The 16,148-nt window shown below is 55.3% G+C and carries 17 protein-coding genes and 1 tRNA gene; 6 read left to right on the forward strand and 12 right to left on the reverse strand.

Annotated elements, in window-relative coordinates:
* Positions 1–26 precede the first annotated feature (26 nt).
* Complete coding sequence (locus WA429_RS14310) at positions 27–779, forward strand: MBL fold metallo-hydrolase (protein ID WP_287464667.1); 753 nt, start codon at positions 27–29, stop codon at positions 777–779.
* A 310-nt stretch (positions 780–1,089) separates the two neighbouring features.
* On the opposite strand, the gene WA429_RS14315 is transcribed toward WA429_RS14310, so the two are convergent.
* The 6 genes from WA429_RS14315 to WA429_RS14340 form a co-directional block, all read right to left on the reverse strand.
* Positions 1,090–1,356, reverse strand: a complete 267-nt coding sequence (locus WA429_RS14315) for a DUF1150 family protein (RefSeq protein WP_101246824.1) — start codon at positions 1,354–1,356, stop codon at positions 1,090–1,092.
* Between the two features lie 16 nt (positions 1,357–1,372).
* Positions 1,373–1,870, reverse strand: a complete 498-nt coding sequence (locus WA429_RS14320; RefSeq protein ID WP_101246825.1) for an Hsp20 family protein — start codon at positions 1,868–1,870, stop codon at positions 1,373–1,375.
* Positions 1,871–2,109: 239 nt separating this feature from the next.
* Entirely contained in the window at positions 2,110–3,744 is a 1,635-nt protein-coding gene (locus WA429_RS14325) for an adenylate/guanylate cyclase domain-containing protein (RefSeq protein WP_228194977.1), read from the reverse strand.
* Positions 3,745–4,024: 280 nt separating this feature from the next.
* Positions 4,025–4,750: a glutamine amidotransferase-related protein gene (locus WA429_RS14330; protein WP_287464668.1), complete on the reverse strand. Its 726-nt coding sequence runs from the start codon at positions 4,748–4,750 to the stop codon at positions 4,025–4,027.
* 315 nt (positions 4,751–5,065) lie between these two features.
* On the reverse strand, positions 5,066–5,491 hold the full coding sequence (locus WA429_RS14335) for a DUF6691 family protein (protein WP_101247042.1): 426 nt from the start codon (positions 5,489–5,491) through the stop codon (positions 5,066–5,068).
* The gene (locus WA429_RS14340) at positions 5,491–5,925 is read right to left on the reverse strand and encodes a YeeE/YedE family protein (protein WP_286889722.1); all 435 of its coding nucleotides are present in this window, start codon (positions 5,923–5,925) and stop codon (positions 5,491–5,493) included. Before WA429_RS14340 ends, WA429_RS14335 begins: the two co-directional genes overlap by 1 nt.
* Before the next feature lie 184 nt (positions 5,926–6,109).
* Here WA429_RS14340 and WA429_RS14345 point away from each other — a divergent pair, with 184 nt between their 5' ends.
* Together WA429_RS14345 and WA429_RS14350 are read left to right on the forward strand one after the other, a co-directional pair.
* On the forward strand, positions 6,110–6,367 hold the full coding sequence (locus tag WA429_RS14345; RefSeq protein ID WP_287464671.1) for a hypothetical protein: 258 nt from the start codon (positions 6,110–6,112) through the stop codon (positions 6,365–6,367).
* Entirely contained in the window at positions 6,364–7,338 is a 975-nt protein-coding gene (locus WA429_RS14350) for a class I SAM-dependent DNA methyltransferase (RefSeq protein WP_206926381.1), read from the forward strand. The genes WA429_RS14345 and WA429_RS14350 overlap by 4 nt, the downstream gene beginning before the upstream one ends.
* Before the next feature lie 58 nt (positions 7,339–7,396).
* On the opposite strand, the gene WA429_RS14355 is transcribed toward WA429_RS14350, so the two are convergent.
* The 4 genes from WA429_RS14355 to WA429_RS14370 all read right to left on the reverse strand — a co-directional run bounded on the left by WA429_RS14355 (position 7,397) and on the right by WA429_RS14370 (position 12,011).
* Entirely contained in the window at positions 7,397–7,861 is a 465-nt protein-coding gene (locus WA429_RS14355; RefSeq protein ID WP_206926380.1) for a YtoQ family protein, read from the reverse strand.
* A 211-nt stretch (positions 7,862–8,072) separates the two neighbouring features.
* Positions 8,073–9,995: a TRAP transporter permease gene (locus tag WA429_RS14360; RefSeq protein WP_287464672.1), complete on the reverse strand. Its 1,923-nt coding sequence runs from the start codon at positions 9,993–9,995 to the stop codon at positions 8,073–8,075.
* Positions 9,996–10,068: 73 nt separating this feature from the next.
* A complete protein-coding gene (locus WA429_RS14365; RefSeq protein WP_101246833.1) occupies positions 10,069–11,028 on the reverse strand; it encodes a TAXI family TRAP transporter solute-binding subunit in 960 nt (319 codons plus the stop codon).
* A 110-nt stretch (positions 11,029–11,138) separates the two neighbouring features.
* On the reverse strand, positions 11,139–12,011 hold the full coding sequence (locus tag WA429_RS14370; RefSeq protein WP_287464674.1) for a fumarylacetoacetate hydrolase family protein: 873 nt from the start codon (positions 12,009–12,011) through the stop codon (positions 11,139–11,141).
* A gap of 198 nt (positions 12,012–12,209) precedes the next feature.
* Between WA429_RS14370 and WA429_RS14375 the strand changes: the two genes are divergently transcribed.
* A complete protein-coding gene (locus WA429_RS14375) occupies positions 12,210–12,884 on the forward strand; it encodes a FadR/GntR family transcriptional regulator (protein ID WP_206926378.1) in 675 nt (224 codons plus the stop codon).
* Positions 12,885–13,036: 152 nt separating this feature from the next.
* Here WA429_RS14375 and WA429_RS14380 read toward each other — a convergent pair.
* Both WA429_RS14380 and WA429_RS14385 read right to left on the reverse strand, forming a co-directional pair.
* Positions 13,037–13,112: transfer RNA gene (locus WA429_RS14380), tRNA-Ala, on the reverse strand.
* Between the two features lie 99 nt (positions 13,113–13,211).
* A complete protein-coding gene (locus tag WA429_RS14385; protein ID WP_101246836.1) occupies positions 13,212–13,517 on the reverse strand; it encodes an FYDLN acid domain-containing protein in 306 nt (101 codons plus the stop codon).
* A gap of 359 nt (positions 13,518–13,876) precedes the next feature.
* Here WA429_RS14385 and aroA point away from each other — a divergent pair, with 359 nt between their 5' ends.
* Together aroA and cmk are read left to right on the forward strand one after the other, a co-directional pair.
* Positions 13,877–15,220: a 3-phosphoshikimate 1-carboxyvinyltransferase gene (gene aroA, locus WA429_RS14390; protein ID WP_101246837.1), complete on the forward strand. Its 1,344-nt coding sequence runs from the start codon at positions 13,877–13,879 to the stop codon at positions 15,218–15,220.
* Positions 15,221–15,270: 50 nt separating this feature from the next.
* The gene (gene cmk, locus WA429_RS14395; RefSeq protein WP_101246838.1) at positions 15,271–15,915 is read left to right on the forward strand and encodes a (d)CMP kinase; all 645 of its coding nucleotides are present in this window, start codon (positions 15,271–15,273) and stop codon (positions 15,913–15,915) included.
* Positions 15,916–16,148: the final 233 nt, after the last annotated feature.

The raw sequence follows: 16,148 nt of genomic DNA on the forward strand, positions 1-16,148 counted from the left end.
AAAAGACAGGCGGGGCGGTCACGGCAATGACAAGCGATTACATGCGCATTGATGTTTTGGGGGTGGGCGAAGCCTTTGACCCGAACTTCGCAAATTCATCGGTCGTGGTAACCGCCGCCGATTTCCGTTTGCTGATTGATTGTGGCGCAACGATTGCCGGGCAACTGATGGGCAAGTTTCCCGATCCTGATGCGATTGATGCCATCTATTTTACCCATATGCATCCCGATCACATTTTCGGACTGGTGCCGGTCATGCTGAACTGGCGTGATGACGGTCGTTCGAAACCGCTGCATATCCTGTGCAGTCCGCAATTGCGCACCCATCTTGAAAAACTGATGGAGCTCGGATTTACCGGACTGGGATCGGCCTGGCCCTTTACGATTATCTGGCACTCGATTCTTGATACCGACATGATCGGTCCGTTTGACTGCAAATTCGCCCGTTCCGATCACAGCGTCCAGAACCATGCCATTTTGCTGCGCTACGCCAATAAGGGGTTTGCCTATTCCGGGGATGGCAATGTCACCGCCGATACCGCGGCCCTGTTTACCGGTGCGGATCTTGTGTTTCAGGAAACCTATCTGACCCGCCATGATCCGCAACATGCCGCGCATTGTGATCTGGAAACCGTGCTGCAACTGGCATCGGACATGCCCGGTGCGCGGTTCTGGCTTTATCACATCAAACGCGATGTCCGCGCAGAAATGGCCAAGATCATTCAGGGCAATGAACAGGTCAGGATGGCTGTGCCGGGCGAAGTCATTGAAATCCGCTAGAGCCGTTTTCGTCTAGATTGAAACGGGTTTGCTGGGCGCATTCTTCTGTTCTGCAAGGAAAGGATCGCCGTGCGATGCGGTGCTACGGTCAAGATCCTTGACGCCGCGCGGCAAAAGAATCTCCCAGCCAGCAGGGTTCGGTTTGGCGATATTTTGCAGCGTTACACCGCTTGAACGATGCCCTGCACCGCGTAAATCCCGCCTTCTCTTTGGGCGTTGGCCCAAACAAAACGATCGGCACCCGGGGGTCCGGGCGCCGATCAAATCGGAAAATGGGAATATATGCGTAGCCGGTCCTGATGGTCCGGGCTTAATGAACCGCGCGCGGTTCCATATCGTGCTGGCGAATGGCCGCATTGGCCACTGCGTGGCTTTCAAATGATGCGATATGGGTACCATCGGCAGTAAAGACGCCATAGACCAGCTCGTCACTGTCTTCTTCGGCATTGGGAACCTGCCGGACATAGGCAAAGTCGTGAATGCCAAGCATCGCAAAATCAACATTCGACAACAGGCCGGTATCCTGCGCGTCGCGCTGGCTGATTTCGGTATCGTGGTTTGCTGTGCGGTCTGTCATGTTAACCACTCCTTGGTTAGGCCTTGCCGTTATTATCGTCGGCAGTGCTGTCTTCGTCTTCGACATTCATGTCGATGGTACGCGATGGAACAGCTTTCTTTTTGCTTGATCCGATTGCGATCTCGCGCACGACCGGTTCTGGCAAGGGTCTGTTCAAATCAACATGAAGCAGGCCGTTATCCAGATGGGCTCCGACAACCTCGATTCCTTCGGCAAGAACGAAGGACCGCTGGAACTGTCGGGACGCGATACCACGATGGATGTAGACACGCTCGCTGTCATCTTCGGAATGTTTGCCGCGAATGATCAGCTGGTTGTCTTCTGTGGTTACGGACAAATCTTCTTCGGCAAATCCGGCGACTGCGACCGTGATGCGCAGCTTGTTTTCACCGATCTGCTCGATGTTATAGGGCGGATAGCCTTCTGCCTTGGTTTTTGACACCTGATCAAGAACGCGTTCGATCTGATCAAACCCCAGAAGCAACGGGCTGTTAAACATAGAAATTCGTGACATTTGCAGCACCTCCTCAGTCAGAGCGAGTGTGATTAATCTTCAGACCCCACGCTTTTGGCGTTTCGGGCATCCATTTTGTTCGACCCGACGAGTTCGGCACCGAACGTATCCATCTATTCGAATAAATGTGATTTTATGCGCGATAGTCAAGACTTGCCTGCTGCATTGCATCCCCTGTCAACCCCGCCAAAACTTATACACAGGAAGCCCACAGGCTGCTTTGGCAGGAAAGAAAGGAGTCACCGCCTGACCTGTGAAAGATCGGGCATTGCATCAAGCGCATAGTAGGCCACCGACTGATCCTTCCCGCGCAATGCCACTTCGTGCAAAACCGCATTTTCCGGCAAGGGAATCGGGCCATGATCAAACAGGGTCTTTGAAATCACCAGCGGTACACCGTGCCCCTTGGTCTGGGCTTCAAGCCGGGCGGTGGTATTGATGGTGTCCCCGATCGCGCTGATATTTTCGCGGCCGGGCGGGCCCATTTCCCCGACAATTGCCTTGCCCATATGGATGCCGATCCCGATGCGCAACTGATGGGGCAATTCCGACGCCAGATGAATGTTCAGCCCCTCGATCCGGCGCAGCATTTCGGCGGCACCTTCAAACGCCTGAAGGATGGTTTGTTCGGTATCCTCGCTTTCATGTCCATAAAGCGCCATCAATCCGTCACCGGTAAATTGTGCGTAATAGCCGCCCGTACTGCGCAGGGCCTCGGTCATTTCGGCAAAAAACTGGTTCAGGATGAACAACACGTCATAGGGCATCTTGCGTTCGCCAAGTTTGGTCGAATCGCGCAGGTCGATAAAGATACAGACAACCTGTCTTTCACTGCCCGAAAGGCCGCCGGGGCGTCGCCCGTCGCGTGCGGTGGCATTGGGGGGCATCAATGGCGCAACCGCAAGATCGTTTTGCGGACGGATCTGACAGGCCAGCCGCATGCCGCGTGGCGCCTGGATGCTTTTAAGGGCGGCGGCCTCGATCTGGCCGGGTGCTGCCAGCTGATCCAGTCCCGAACCGCAATGCAGCCGACATGTGGTGCATCGCCCATGCCCGCCACAAACCGATGCCATCGGGATGCCTGCATCGCGAAGGGCCTCAAGGGCGGTCGCCCCCGGTGGCACGCGCACTGACCGTCCGTTGGGCAGGCTTAACATCGGTCCGCGCTTGACCCGGTCAATGGTCTGTCTGATCTGGCGCACCCCGAATGGTGCCAGTGCCAGCGCGATGGTCAGGATCGTGCAGGGTATCAGGGCATTTTCATAAAATGTAATGGCCGCCTGATTGACGTCGGCGGCTTCGAGTACGCCAAAAACATATTTGCGCCCGCCTTCTTCGACCCGGCGGATGATTTCGGCACTGGCCGCGCCATAACCTGCAAGCGAAAGTGTGGGGATCAGAATGGCAAGTGTGCCAAGTGCGTTGCGCCATTTCGGATAGAACGGTTTGACCCGAAGCCAGAAATGAATACCGATACAGCCATGGGTCCAGACCACAATGACCGTAATCGCCTGAAGGATGCCCTGAAACGGAATGAAAACAGCAAGATCAAGCAGCACCCGTTCATAGGGTGATCCGACATCAAAGCCCAGATCAATCACCCGGGTCGCAATAATGTGACGGAACAGCAAAAACGGAATACACAGACCAAGGATCATCTGGGCCCATTCCGATTTGCGCAACCGCATTGACCGGCGGCTGGTCAGGCGGCCGGTCGCCAGGATGAAATGGGTGATCAGCGACAGCAAAAGCAGGATTTCAAGTGGCGGGAATTGCCAGATCTCGGTCGAGAATTCATCAACCGTTTCCATGAATTCGGGCGATACAATCCCCGCGGCATGATTAAGCAGATGGGTCAGGACATAGGCGAACATTGTCAGCCCTGAATATAATCGCAAATTCTGGATCATTGTGTCCCGCCGGTTGCCCAAACTCTGGTTGCAAATGCTGTGTCGGTCTTTTGGTTTACGGCTTTAACCAAACAACCCTGACAGTATGAAGTCCAATCATAAACAAGTTATGTCTGTAATCCCGCCTGAAATAGTGACACGTCCTGTCCACGCCAAAGGCCCGGCAAAACCGCCCAAACAAAACGGGCCGCTGTATCAAACAGCGACCCGTGACTGAAGTTCAGTTGTCTGACCGGTTGGGATGTCAGGCGGCGTTGCGCACCCGCTGGCGGGTCATGAATTTCACAATCGATTTTGCGAAATCAGGACTGCTGATCGGGGTTTCAAGCGATTTCATTGCTGCCTTGTGCACATCTTCGGGAATCAGGTCATGGCGTGATTCCAGCAAGGCCTGCTCGTAGGGGCGCATGAATTCCGGATGGGGCTGGATCGATGCGGCATTGGCGCCATATTGCAAACCGGCATAGGGGCAGAAATCCGAACTTGCCCAGACGGTTGCGCCTTCGGGAATTTCGACCACCTGGTCCTGATGAAACGCATTGATGCGAATGGTGGACGGGCTGTCAGCCAGCCAGTCTGCATTGCTGGCATCGACGTCGTATGCATGGACGCCAACGCCCCAACCCTTGTCGGATTTGACAACCTTGCCGCCAAGCGCGATCGCCAGGATCTGGTGCCCGAAACAGATGCCAAATACCGGCTGACCGGCACCCACGGCTTCGCGCAGGAAGTCCTGCAGGCGGATCATCCAGGGCGCGTTTTCGTAAACCCCGTGTTTGGATCCCATGACGACCCAGCCATCTGCATCGGCAATGGAATCGGGGAATTCGTCTTCAAGAACGGTCCAGGTTTCAAACTCAAGGCCGGGGTCAACATCGCCAAGGAGTTTTTCCAACATCTTGGGATAGCTTTTAAACTCGTCGCGAAGTTCTTCCGGGGCGAACCCGGGTTCAAGAATGCCGATCTTCATGTGGAAACCTTACATAGACTTCAAAGTGGCGCCGGGGTCTGTTCTGCTTAGCTTGAACCACTTTGCCAAACATCGCCAAACACGAACAAAATCGCCTCAGGCTAAACAGAGCAGGCTCTAGGGTCAGTTATGGGATTTTAGCGCCAAAAACAAGTCCGGTGCTGCGAGAATTTAGGTGAATTTTCGCCGGAAATGCGAAACCGCCCGGCAAATTGCACGGGCGGTTGCACGGTCTGCGATCACGCCGCTGCGGGAGGGCCGCGTCATCAGCAGATCATCCCCGGGGAGCTAACACGGGGATTTATCCATCAAGCATCAGCTGTTCAGGCGCAATGCCCGGGCACCGGCCATGCCGGCAAGCATGGTGGCGACAAAGATGATGGTGTCCATCTGTCCAAAGGCCAGCGCGCTAAGGGCGGGACCGGGGCAATAACCCACCAGACCCCAGCCGGTTCCGAACATAAGCCCGCCGACAATCAGTTTGGTCGTGACATTCTTGTTGCTTGGAAGATCCATTCCGCCGCCACAAACCGCATCTGACCGCGATTTGGCAAACTGGAAAATCGGCACGGCAACCACAAGGCCACCACCCATGACAAAGGCAAGGCTCGGGTCCCAGCCACCATCGGCAATCGCCCAGATATCAAGGAAACCAAGCACCTTTTGCGGGTCGATCATACCCGAAATATAAAGCCCGGCCCCAAACAGCGTGCCACAGATCAGCGATACGATAATGCGCATCATGCACCCCCGATCAGATGGCGGGTGACCAGCACCGTCACAAACCCGGCCGCCATAAAGGACAGGGTCGCCACCAGCGACCGCAACGAAAACCGTGACAGTCCGCAAATGCCGTGGCCACTGGTGCAGCCGCTGCCGATGGTGGTGCCGACACCCACCAGAAGACCGGCAATCACAATCACCGGAAGTGGGCTTGTGACAACGCTTTGTGCTTCGATCGACGTACCGGTCATCAGAACAAGCGGCCCGGCAATCAGGCCAATGACAAAGGCCAGACGTTCAAATGCCGATGTGCTGCCCTTTGACGATGACAAAAGACCACCGACAATGCCGCTGATCCCGGCGATCCGGCCATTCAGCAAAAGATACAGCCCCGATGCCAAACCGATAAGTCCGCCACCCAGAAGGGCCGAGACAGGGGTAAAGTTTTCCATCAGACTTCCCGTTATAAAAAGACTTTACATTCAAATATGATAATAAATTGATTTTATCAATCAAAATCGACATTTATTCGCTGTAAAATAGGATTTTACCGATCCGCCCCCACGCCAGTGCGCGTTCTTTGGCCATCGCTCCAAGATTTCAAACAGGTGGGCTGTTTTACGAGCCGGTGTCTCTTTGCCCCATCTTGCCGGGACTGATGATGGCCCGATCAGCGGTCAAATTCGGGCCAGTCCACAGCACGGATTCGCTGCCCGACAGGCGGAACGGATCATTTGTCCTGATACAAAAATGGCGATTCCGATTAATGCATTGAAAACACACAAATTTATCTGTCTTGCCAAAATCGCGATTCCGGAAGATATAGCAGCATCTTTGGTTGTGGTTCCGGCTGTTCCTGCCAACCCGTTTTTCGGATATTCAAAACTTAAATGAGCAAGGATCGTCTGTCGGCCAGTCGGCGACTTGATGTTGCGCTGGCGCTGGTAGCGCAGGGTGATTATGTCGCGGCAATTGATGTTGCGCGTGCGGCCCTTTCTGCCGATCCCGAATGGGACGAGGCCCATTTTACCCTGGGCGATATCTATGAACGGGCCGGTGAAAACGACAATGCCGTCGAAGCATTTCGTCAATATCTGGTTCTTGATCCGTCCGACCGTATGGGGGCCGAAGTGCGCCTGACGCTGCTTGGGGCAGCTGCAATGCGCGACCGGTTGCCGCCAGATTATGTGCGCGCGCTCTTTGATGATTATGCGCCGCGTTTTGAAATCAGCCTGCGCGATCGGCTGGCCTATCGCGGGCCGGAACTTCTGTCGGAGGCCGTTCGACCGTTTCTGCCAAGCCTGGATCGTCCGCTTGAAATTCTTGATCTTGGATGTGGCACCGGTCTGGTCGGTGAAGTTTTTGCCGGTCAATATGACGCGATTGACGGGATCGATCTGTCGCCGCGCATGATCAACCGCGCCCGGGCCAAGGGCATCTATCGCACGCTGGTGGCGGGCGATATCACCGATATGCCTGACGATCTGGGATCCGGCTACGGGCTTGTGGTTGCCGCGGATGTTCTGAATTATCTTGGCGATCTTGCCCCGGCGCTGCGCGCGGCCCACGCCCGGATGAAGCCGGGCGGATTGATGGTCCTGACCCTCGAACATGGCAATGCCTTCCCGTTCGATCTCGGCCCGGGCCAACGTTTCCGCCACCATCAGCGCGCAATTGCCGAATGGATGGAAGAATGCGGCTTTGAAATCGTCTCCGACGCGCTGGGCACCCTTCGACAGGAAAAAGGAACCCCGGTCGAAGGCCGCATCATGGTGGCCCGTGCCATCAGCGATTTCGCTTTTGTCACCAGCAATCTGGTAGCACCGGGCGACCCGGATCAGGCATCGGGTCAGACTTTGCATTAAGATCGCTGTGCAAAAACTGACCCGGTCCTGTTGTCACCGGTTCTCGTTTTCGTCGGTTCTAGCCCTTCGGCATGTCACCACGGATGATATAGGCCAGTGCGGCAACCACCTGTTCGGGTTCGCGGGCAACGCCGTTGGCGGCACCGTCAACTTCTTTCAATGCGTGGTCATGTTCGGCGGGATGCAGGGTGATATAGGGAATGCCGAGTGCGGCGGCATAGCCGGCATCAAAGGCGGCGTTCCACTGCTTGTATTTCTCGCCAAAGCGGATAACCGCAAGATCGGCCCCTGACAGCAGGGTTTTGGTCCGCATGGCGTTAAGTTGTGCGCCCTTGCGGTCATGCCAGAACTTGTTTTCCTCGGCTCCGAAAATGGCGACACCGCAATCATCGGAATCTTCATGCATGGTGATCGGGGCCACCAGTTCAACCGGAAGGCCCGCTTCCTTGACCCCGGCGGCGATGCGTTCGCGCCAGTCGCTATGAATTTCACCCGACAAATAGACGGTCCAGACCTTACTCATGTTTCTATCCCTGTTTGATCATGGTGATGGGTTCAATGGCCCATACGGATTGTTCGATTTTGCATGTTAGTGCAACAAGCTGGTCCACAAACACCAAAACCCGCTGCCTTTGGCAACGGGTTTTGTGGATCAGGATGGTGATCAACGTGGTTGGGCGCGAAGGGGATGCCATCAGCATCCGGATGTGATCACCGTTCTGATAGGGGCGGCCTTAGTGCGGGACCGCCCGGTTATTTTGCCGCGTGGCCATGAACCACGCCATCAGGATTGCCGAACCCATCAGCGCGATGCCGGCAACATCGATCCACAGATTGGCCGGAAAGACCAGAAGGGCTGCGGAAACGCCGAACAATATCCGGTTGGGCATCGAAAGACGCGGACCAATCGGTGCAATGCCCTGAATGGCGATGGCCATCATGATGGCCCCGGTCATGTAAAGCAGACTGCTGTAAACAATGTCCGGCCAGTCCCCGATCAAAAGCAGTTCGGGCACATAGGCAAAGCTGAACGGCATGATAACGATGGTTGCCCCGTATTTAAGGGCCGAGAACCCGGTGCGCATGGGCGGGGCCTTGGCGATGGCCGCCCCGGCAAAGGCCGCAACGCAAACCGGGGGCGTGATATTTGACAGGCATGCCGCATAAAACACCGCCAGATGGGCGGCAACCGTCGGAACACCAAGCTGAATAAGGGCCGGTGCAGCCACAACCGACAGGATGATATAGGACCCGGTAGTCGAAGACCCCATACCGATAATGATCGATACCAGCGTTACCAGGCAGACCGCGATAAACAGGTTCCCACCCGAAAAATCGATGAGAACTGACGAGAATTTAAGACCAAGGCCGGCAAGAACGATCCCGCCAATGATGATGCCCAGCGTCCCGATCGCTGCCCCGGCCGAGCTGTTGCTTTGCGCCCCGCCAATAAGGCCGTGGATGATCGCTTTGGGCCCCATGCGGGTTTCGCGGTTCCGCCATGAAAGGACTGCGGCCGATACCGTTCCCCAGAAGGCGCAGAATTCTGCGGAAAATCCGGCAAACAGAAGGCCGATGACAATCACAAGCGGCATAAAGAAATGCCAGCCCTTTGCCATGACATCACGCACACGCGGCGTTTCTTCACGTGGAATGCCCCGAAGTCCAAGCCGTGCGGCTTCAAGATCGACCATCGATAGCAAAAAGATAAAGAACACCAATGCCGGAATGACATTCATCAGCGCAATGGTCAGATAGCTGGTCTCGGTCAGGGTCGCGAGGATAAACACACCTGCCCCCATGACCGGCGGCATGAACTGGCCCCCGGTCGAGGCAATGGCTTCGATCGCGCCGGCATCATGGGATTTGAACCCGGTGCGTTTCATCAGCGGAATGGTAAAGGACCCGGTCGTCACCACATTGGCGACCGAGGATCCCGAAATCGATCCGAAAAGTGCCGAGGTCATGACGGCAATCTTGGCCGGTCCCCCGCGCCAGCGCCCGGCAACCGCGGTGCCAAGATCCATAAAGAACTTGCCCGCACCACTGCGTTCCAGAAAGGCGCCAAAAATCATGAAGGGAAACACAAAGGTCGCAAAGGTCGCGGTCACCACCCCGAAAATCGCTTCCTGTGTTGAATAGGTGAATTCAAGAATGCGCTCGATCGACATGCCCGGATGCGACAGACGCCCCGGAAGATACTGCCCGTAAAAAAGCTGAAGCAAGAAGGCGATGGCAATCAGCGAAATCACCGGGCCAAGGGCACGGCGGCTGGTTTCAAGCAGGATCACGATCGCAAGCGACCCCATGATCAGATCGGTCTGGTTGGGCGATGAAACCCGGAACATTGCGTAACTGACATACTGGTCAATCCAGTAACCGAATACCGCAACCGTCAGAACCACAAACCCGATATCAAAAAGACTGAACCGGTCGGTCGGGGATTTGTGTGTGGCCGGAAACAGCATGAAAACCAGAACCGAGGTCAGCATCAGATAGATGCCCCGGTTGCTTTGGGTCGAAACAAGACCAAATCCGGATGTGTAAAGATAAAAGCCGGCAAAGCCAGCCGCAACAAGGTTGAAAACCAGCGCCTGAGAACCGTTCAGGGTGCGTTTCGCCCCCTCGACCCGCATAAGCCAGGATGTATCTGTCATTTGGTCCCGCAATCCACTTCAAGACAAAACAGATCTGCCCGGCACAATACCGGGCAGATTTCACGCCAACAGGTTATTCAGCCCATTGGCCGGTTTCGCGGTAATAGGCCTCGGCACCCGGATGCATCGGTGCGCCAAGTCCAAGGAAGTTTTTGGTGTCGGGTTTCATCTGCGCCCAGGCTTTGTGACCTGCGGCCAGTGCATCCTGTTTTGCATAGGCAGCAGCCAGCATGCGCTTCATGACATCATCATTCACCCGTTCATGGGCCACCCAATACACGGTGGTATAGGGCATATCGGTTGCCGGAACGCCCTTATAGGTCGTGTCTGGCATGGTGCCGGTATGATAGAACGGATATTTGGTGTTGATCTTGCCCAGTTCCTCGTCGCTATAGGGCACGACGATAACATCATTGGTTTCGGCAAGCTCGGTCACGGCTGCCGCCGGGGCCGATGACTGGCAGAATGCGTCGATCTGACCATTGGCAAGCGCACGGCCGGCGTCGCCAAATGTCATCATCTGGGGTTCGATTTCTTCAAGCAGACCAAGTGATCCCAGAATGTTCGAGCAGTTAAACACCGTGCCCGAACCGGGGGGACCCAGTGCGACCTTCTTGTCGGCAAGATCGGAAAGCGATTTGATGCCGTTGCCTTCAAGGGTCACGAAATAGGTCGGCCCTTCATAGGCCATCGCAACACCGCGCAGCATCGTGCCTTTGTCGTCATTGGCGAACGGGCCGGTTTGCTGAAGCGACATATAGACATGCGATCCGTAAACGATCCCCATATCAAGCTCGCCCTTGATCAGGCGTTTGGCATTTTCCGTCGAACCGCCGGTCGTGACCTGGGTAATGTTGACATCGGGCAAATCCTTGCCAAGTTCGGTGCCCGCAACACCGACCATGTAATACATCACACCACCGGGGTTTGACCCGCCCCAGGCAATGTCGGTCTTGTTCTGTGCAATCGCGGTTGTTGCAATCAAAGTGCCCAAAGTGGTCAGGGCCAGTGTATTTGCCAGTCTCTGAAACATATGTTCCTCCCGATTTATAAGAGTTTTGGGCTTATGTTGTTTTTGTCGTAGCCCGGTGCCGGTGCATGAAGCGCCGAACGGGACGGCCGTGGCCGTCCCGAAACTGTTGATCAGCCCCCGATTGCGCGGAAATTGTTGCGCAAGGTGCCAATGCCTTCGATCTCGATGCTGACATTGTCCCCGGGTTTGAGATAACGCGGTGGTTCAAAGCCGATCCCGACCCCTGCCGGGGTGCCGGTGGCAATCACATCGCCGGGCATCAGTGTGACACCGGCAGAAATGGTTGCGATAATGGTCGGGATATCGAAGATCAGAAGCGACGTGTTCGATTCCTGACGCAATTCGTCATTCACATGACAACGGATTGCGGTGTCGGAAATATCAAGTGAATCCCGGGTCACGGCCCATGGTCCCATCGGACAGAACGTGTCTTGCGATTTGCCAATCAGCCACTGGCTGTATTTGCCCTGCAAGTCACGGGCGGTGACATCATTGACGATGGTGTAACCCCACACATGGTCATAGGCATCCTCGGGCGAAATCGCCCGGCCGCCCTTGCCGATAATCACGGCAAGCTCCGCCTCGTAATCGACAGCCTGGCTTGCCTTGCTATCGATCAGAACATCATTTTCATGTGCGACGACGGTTTCGGGCACTTTTGAAAAGATGATGGGGTTTTTCGGCACGGCCCCGGCTGCGGCACTTGAATCAAAGCCGCTTTTGGAAAATTCGTGCGCATGTTCCATGTAGTTTTTGCCAACACAGAAAATGTTGCGTACCGGGCGCGGGACCGGTGCCAGCAAGGTCACATCCGAAAGAGATACAGGCTCTTTGCGGCCGGGCAATGTGTCCTGACCAATCAGGCTAAGCACACCGCGGGCGGCGTCCTGGGCGGGAATGTCGAACGGTACAACGACACCGCGATCTTCAAGAATCTCGCCAACGCCAACTGCACCATTTGTCCTGAACGTTGCAATCTTCAAGCCAAATCTCCAAAATTAATATACCAATTAAGCCAATTTCGTCGATTTTGATATACCAATAATCCAACCAAGTCAACCAATGTGGGGGTAAATGGGCTTTTATAGGGGGTAAATGGCTGAAAACGGGCAAATCGGGCTGGACCTGTGGCCTGTGATCTGTTAATTGGATCACAATTGGTTGGGAAGAAGGATCTCTTTATGACAGGCATCAGTGCCGATGACATTGCCAAAGAATTGCGCAAGCGGATCGTGGGCGGGCAGTGGCCCGATGGCACACGCATTCCGCCGGAACGGGATTTGGCAAAGGAATTCGACGTGGCACGCAATACCGTGCGTCGGGCCTGTGATATCCTGCAACAGGACAATCTTCTGGCGCGGTATGTCGGTCGCGGGACCTATGTAACGGCCCAGGCCAAATCGGGATCGCTTGCCGATATCGCTGCACGGATGGAAGGCACGAGCCCGGCCGACATGATGGAAATCCGTCTGTTGCTCGAACCCGAAGCCGCTGCTTTTGCTGCAACCAATGCCACCTCGGCCGAGCTTGCCGATATCGAAGCCGCCCATCTCAAGGCATCGTCGGCGACCGATATGCCGACATTCGAACAATGGGATACGGAATTCCACAAGCTGGTCTTTGATTGTTCGCGCAACGAGCTGCTGCGCGAAATCAACAATATCCTGACCTTCCTGCGCAATCAGGGGCCGTGGTTCGAAATGAAGAAACGGTCATTTTCCGACGAGCGTCGTCTGCACTATTGCGATGAACATGCCCGTATCGTCGATGCGCTTAATCAACGCCTTCCCGGCGAGGCCCGCGATGCCATGCATGCCCATCTGATCACGGTTCAAAAGAATATGCTGGGACGTTAGGTCCGCACATATTTCCGTTTCCGGTGCCCCGCCCATGCGGGGCATTTGGTTTTTTGAGAATATTTTTGTGTCCGGGCCTTGTTGCCCGGCGATTTTCAGGGAAAAGCACCCTGAAACGACAAAACCCGTCGCCAAAGGCAACGGGTTTTGAATGGTGGAGCCGATCAGGATCGAACTGACGACCTCTACAATGCCATTGTAGCGCTCTCCCAACTGAGCTACGGCCCCACTTTAGTCCGCGTCGCAGATTTGCTGATGCTTTCTCTGCGGCGCGGCGCATATTTAGAAGGTTCGCCAAATGTTGGCAAGACCCTTTTTCAAAAATTCTTAGCGATCGTCGTCGTCTGATTCGACATGCTCATAAACTTCGCCAAGATCATCATCATCTTCGCCAAGGTCAGAAGCATCTTCGAGGATATCGTCATCGATATCCGCATCGACATCATCGTCAAGATCGTTGACGTCATCGATATCTTCGTCTTCTTCCGGTGCCGGTTTGGCAACCGCGGCTTTCTTGACCTTTGTCACGCCATCAGGTGTAGCGCATTTCGGGCAAACAACCGGGGTACGGTTCAGATCATAATACTTGGTACCACAGGCGAGGCAGTGACGTTTCTTACCGCGTGCTGACATTACGGCAAATCCTCTTAATTACCGTTATCATCTAAGAAAAAGACTGTTCGTCGCAAAGTGCTGCGATGCAGCGCAAGGCGTAATGTCTGAAAGGCCCAATTGCCATCTTGTTGGCGGCTTGTCAAAAGGAAATTGATCCTTTTGCGATCTGAGCTGCCAATGAAGTGAAACAGGCCCGCAATCGGTACAATCGCCACGTCAAAATTTGGGTTCGATACTGGTGCCTGACAACCGCTTGTGCTAGAGCAGGATGCATCGGCCCACCTGCATCATGAGCGCCCCAAACCCCGGCTGCACCATATGCAGGGTTCCACGCCGTAAAAACAGAAAACCAAATCGTTACGGACAGGTACGCTTCCATGAGTTCTTCGCAGACCAAACGCCCGCTTTCATCGGCCAAAACCGGGCCAATTTCGGGTGATATCCGGGTGCCGGGTGACAAATCGATTTCCCACCGTTCCCTGATGTTTGGCGGTCTGGCGATCGGCACGACCAAGGTCACCGGCCTGCTTGAAGGCGAAGACGTTCTGGCAACCGCGGATGCCATGCGCAAACTCGGTGCAACCGTCACCCGTGATGAGGATGGCACCTGGCATGTAACCGGTGTTGGCGTCGGCGCATTGCGCGAACCCGATAGCGTGATTGACATGGGCAATGCCGGAACCGGCATTCGTCTGATGGCCGGCATCGTTGCCACCCATCCGATCACCACCTTCTTTACCGGCGATGCGTCGCTGTGCAAACGCCCGATGGGCCGTGTTGCCGATCCTCTTTCCAAATTCGGGGCGCAATTCATCACCCGTGATCGTGGTCGCCCGCCAATGGCCGTGATCGGAACGGACGAAGCCAAACCGGTGACCTATACCCTTCCCATGGCATCGGCCCAGGTCAAATCGGCTGTGATGCTGGCCGGTCTCAATACGACCGGGACGACGACCGTGATCGAACCCAAACCGTCGCGCGATCATACCGAACGCATGCTGCGTCATTTCGGGGTCGATGTGGATGTGAAGGTCAATGACGATGGCGGTCGTACCGTCAGCCTGACCGGTCCGGTCGAAATGAAGGCTGCTGACATTGTGGTGCCGACCGATCCGAGCTCGGCTGCCTTCCCGATGGTTGCGGCCCTGATCAATCCGGACTCCCATGTCACCATTCGCGACGTTTGCCTGAACCCGTTGCGTACCGGGCTGATCACCACCCTGATTGAAATGGGCGGCGATATCACGATTACCAATGAACGCGAAGAAGCCGGCGAAACCATCGGTGATCTGGTGGTGACGGGCAAGAACCGCCTGAAAGGCATCGTTGTTCCGGCCGAACGCGCCCCTTCGATGATTGACGAATATCCGGTTCTTGCCGTGGCTGCGGCCTATGCCGAGGGCGAAACACGGATGTGCGATCTTGAAGAATTGCGCGTCAAGGAATCGGATCGTCTGGCCGCGGTTGCCGCCGGACTTGAAGCCAATGGCGTCATTCACCGTATCGAAGGCGATGATCTGATTGTGACCGGCGGTGTTGTTCCGGGCGGTGGCATGGTCGAAACCCATCTTGATCACCGCATTGCCATGTCATTCCTGGTGCTGGGTCTTGGCGCGGAAAAGCCGGTTGCGGTTGATGATGCCAATCCGATTGCCACCAGCTTCCCGAACTTTGAAAAGCTGATGGGCGAAATGGGCGCAAAATTCGCGCTGCATTCCTGATCGATCTGACCCAATATATATAGTCGCGATATAGACAGGGAGCGAAGCATATGATCATCGCCATTGATGGCCCGGCAGCGTCGGGCAAGGGGACGTTGGCGCGTCGAGTCGCAGACGCAATGGACTATGCCTACCTTGATACCGGACTTTTATATCGTGCCACCGGTGCGAAAGTTTTGGCTGCAAATGCCGACCCCGAAGACGAAGCAGCAGCCGTCAAGGCGGCGGAAAATCTTACGGCCAATGATCTGGACGGCGAAGAGCTCCGCAGCGAAGAAGTCGGAACCGCTGCCTCAAAAGTTGCAGCGATTCCAAAGGTTCGCGCCGTTTTGCTTGATTTCCAGCGCAGCCTTGCAACCAAGCCGCCCGGCGGAAAACGCGGTGCTGTTCTTGATGGCCGCGATATTGGAACGGTCGTTTGCCCCGAAGCCCCGATCAAGTTTTATCTGACGGCGTCGGTGGAAGAACGTGCAAACCGACGGTTCAAACAGTTGCAGGAAAAAAATCCCGCTGCTATATACGAGCGCGTTCTCAAAGAGCTTGAAGAACGGGATGCCCGAGACAGTGCTCGCGATGTCGCACCGCTCACCATGGCAAAAGACGCAATCCACATTGATACGGACCGTCTGAATGCCAATGCAGTGTTCGATGCCGTTATGGCACATATCCACACCCATATGGGCGCGGATGACTGATCAAAGGGCGTTTTAACCGTCAGGCGATGAACGATCCCGAGGTGCCGGTCATATGACCTGTCCCTAAGGTGAACGACTTGTGCGTTCACCTTTTCGTGTATGGAAGGCATGCCTTCCATGGATGTCGGGTTCGCCCAATGACTGACATTTTTGCCGCGATTTTGCGGTTTAAGACCACCGGACACAACCGGTTGGCCAGAATATGATGACGATACTCGAAAGGAAGTCTGGTT

The sequence above is a fragment of the Thalassospira sp. CH_XMU1420-2 genome (genome assembly GCF_037029325.1).
GTDB classification, from domain to species: domain Bacteria; phylum Pseudomonadota; class Alphaproteobacteria; order Rhodospirillales; family Thalassospiraceae; genus Thalassospira; species Thalassospira povalilytica.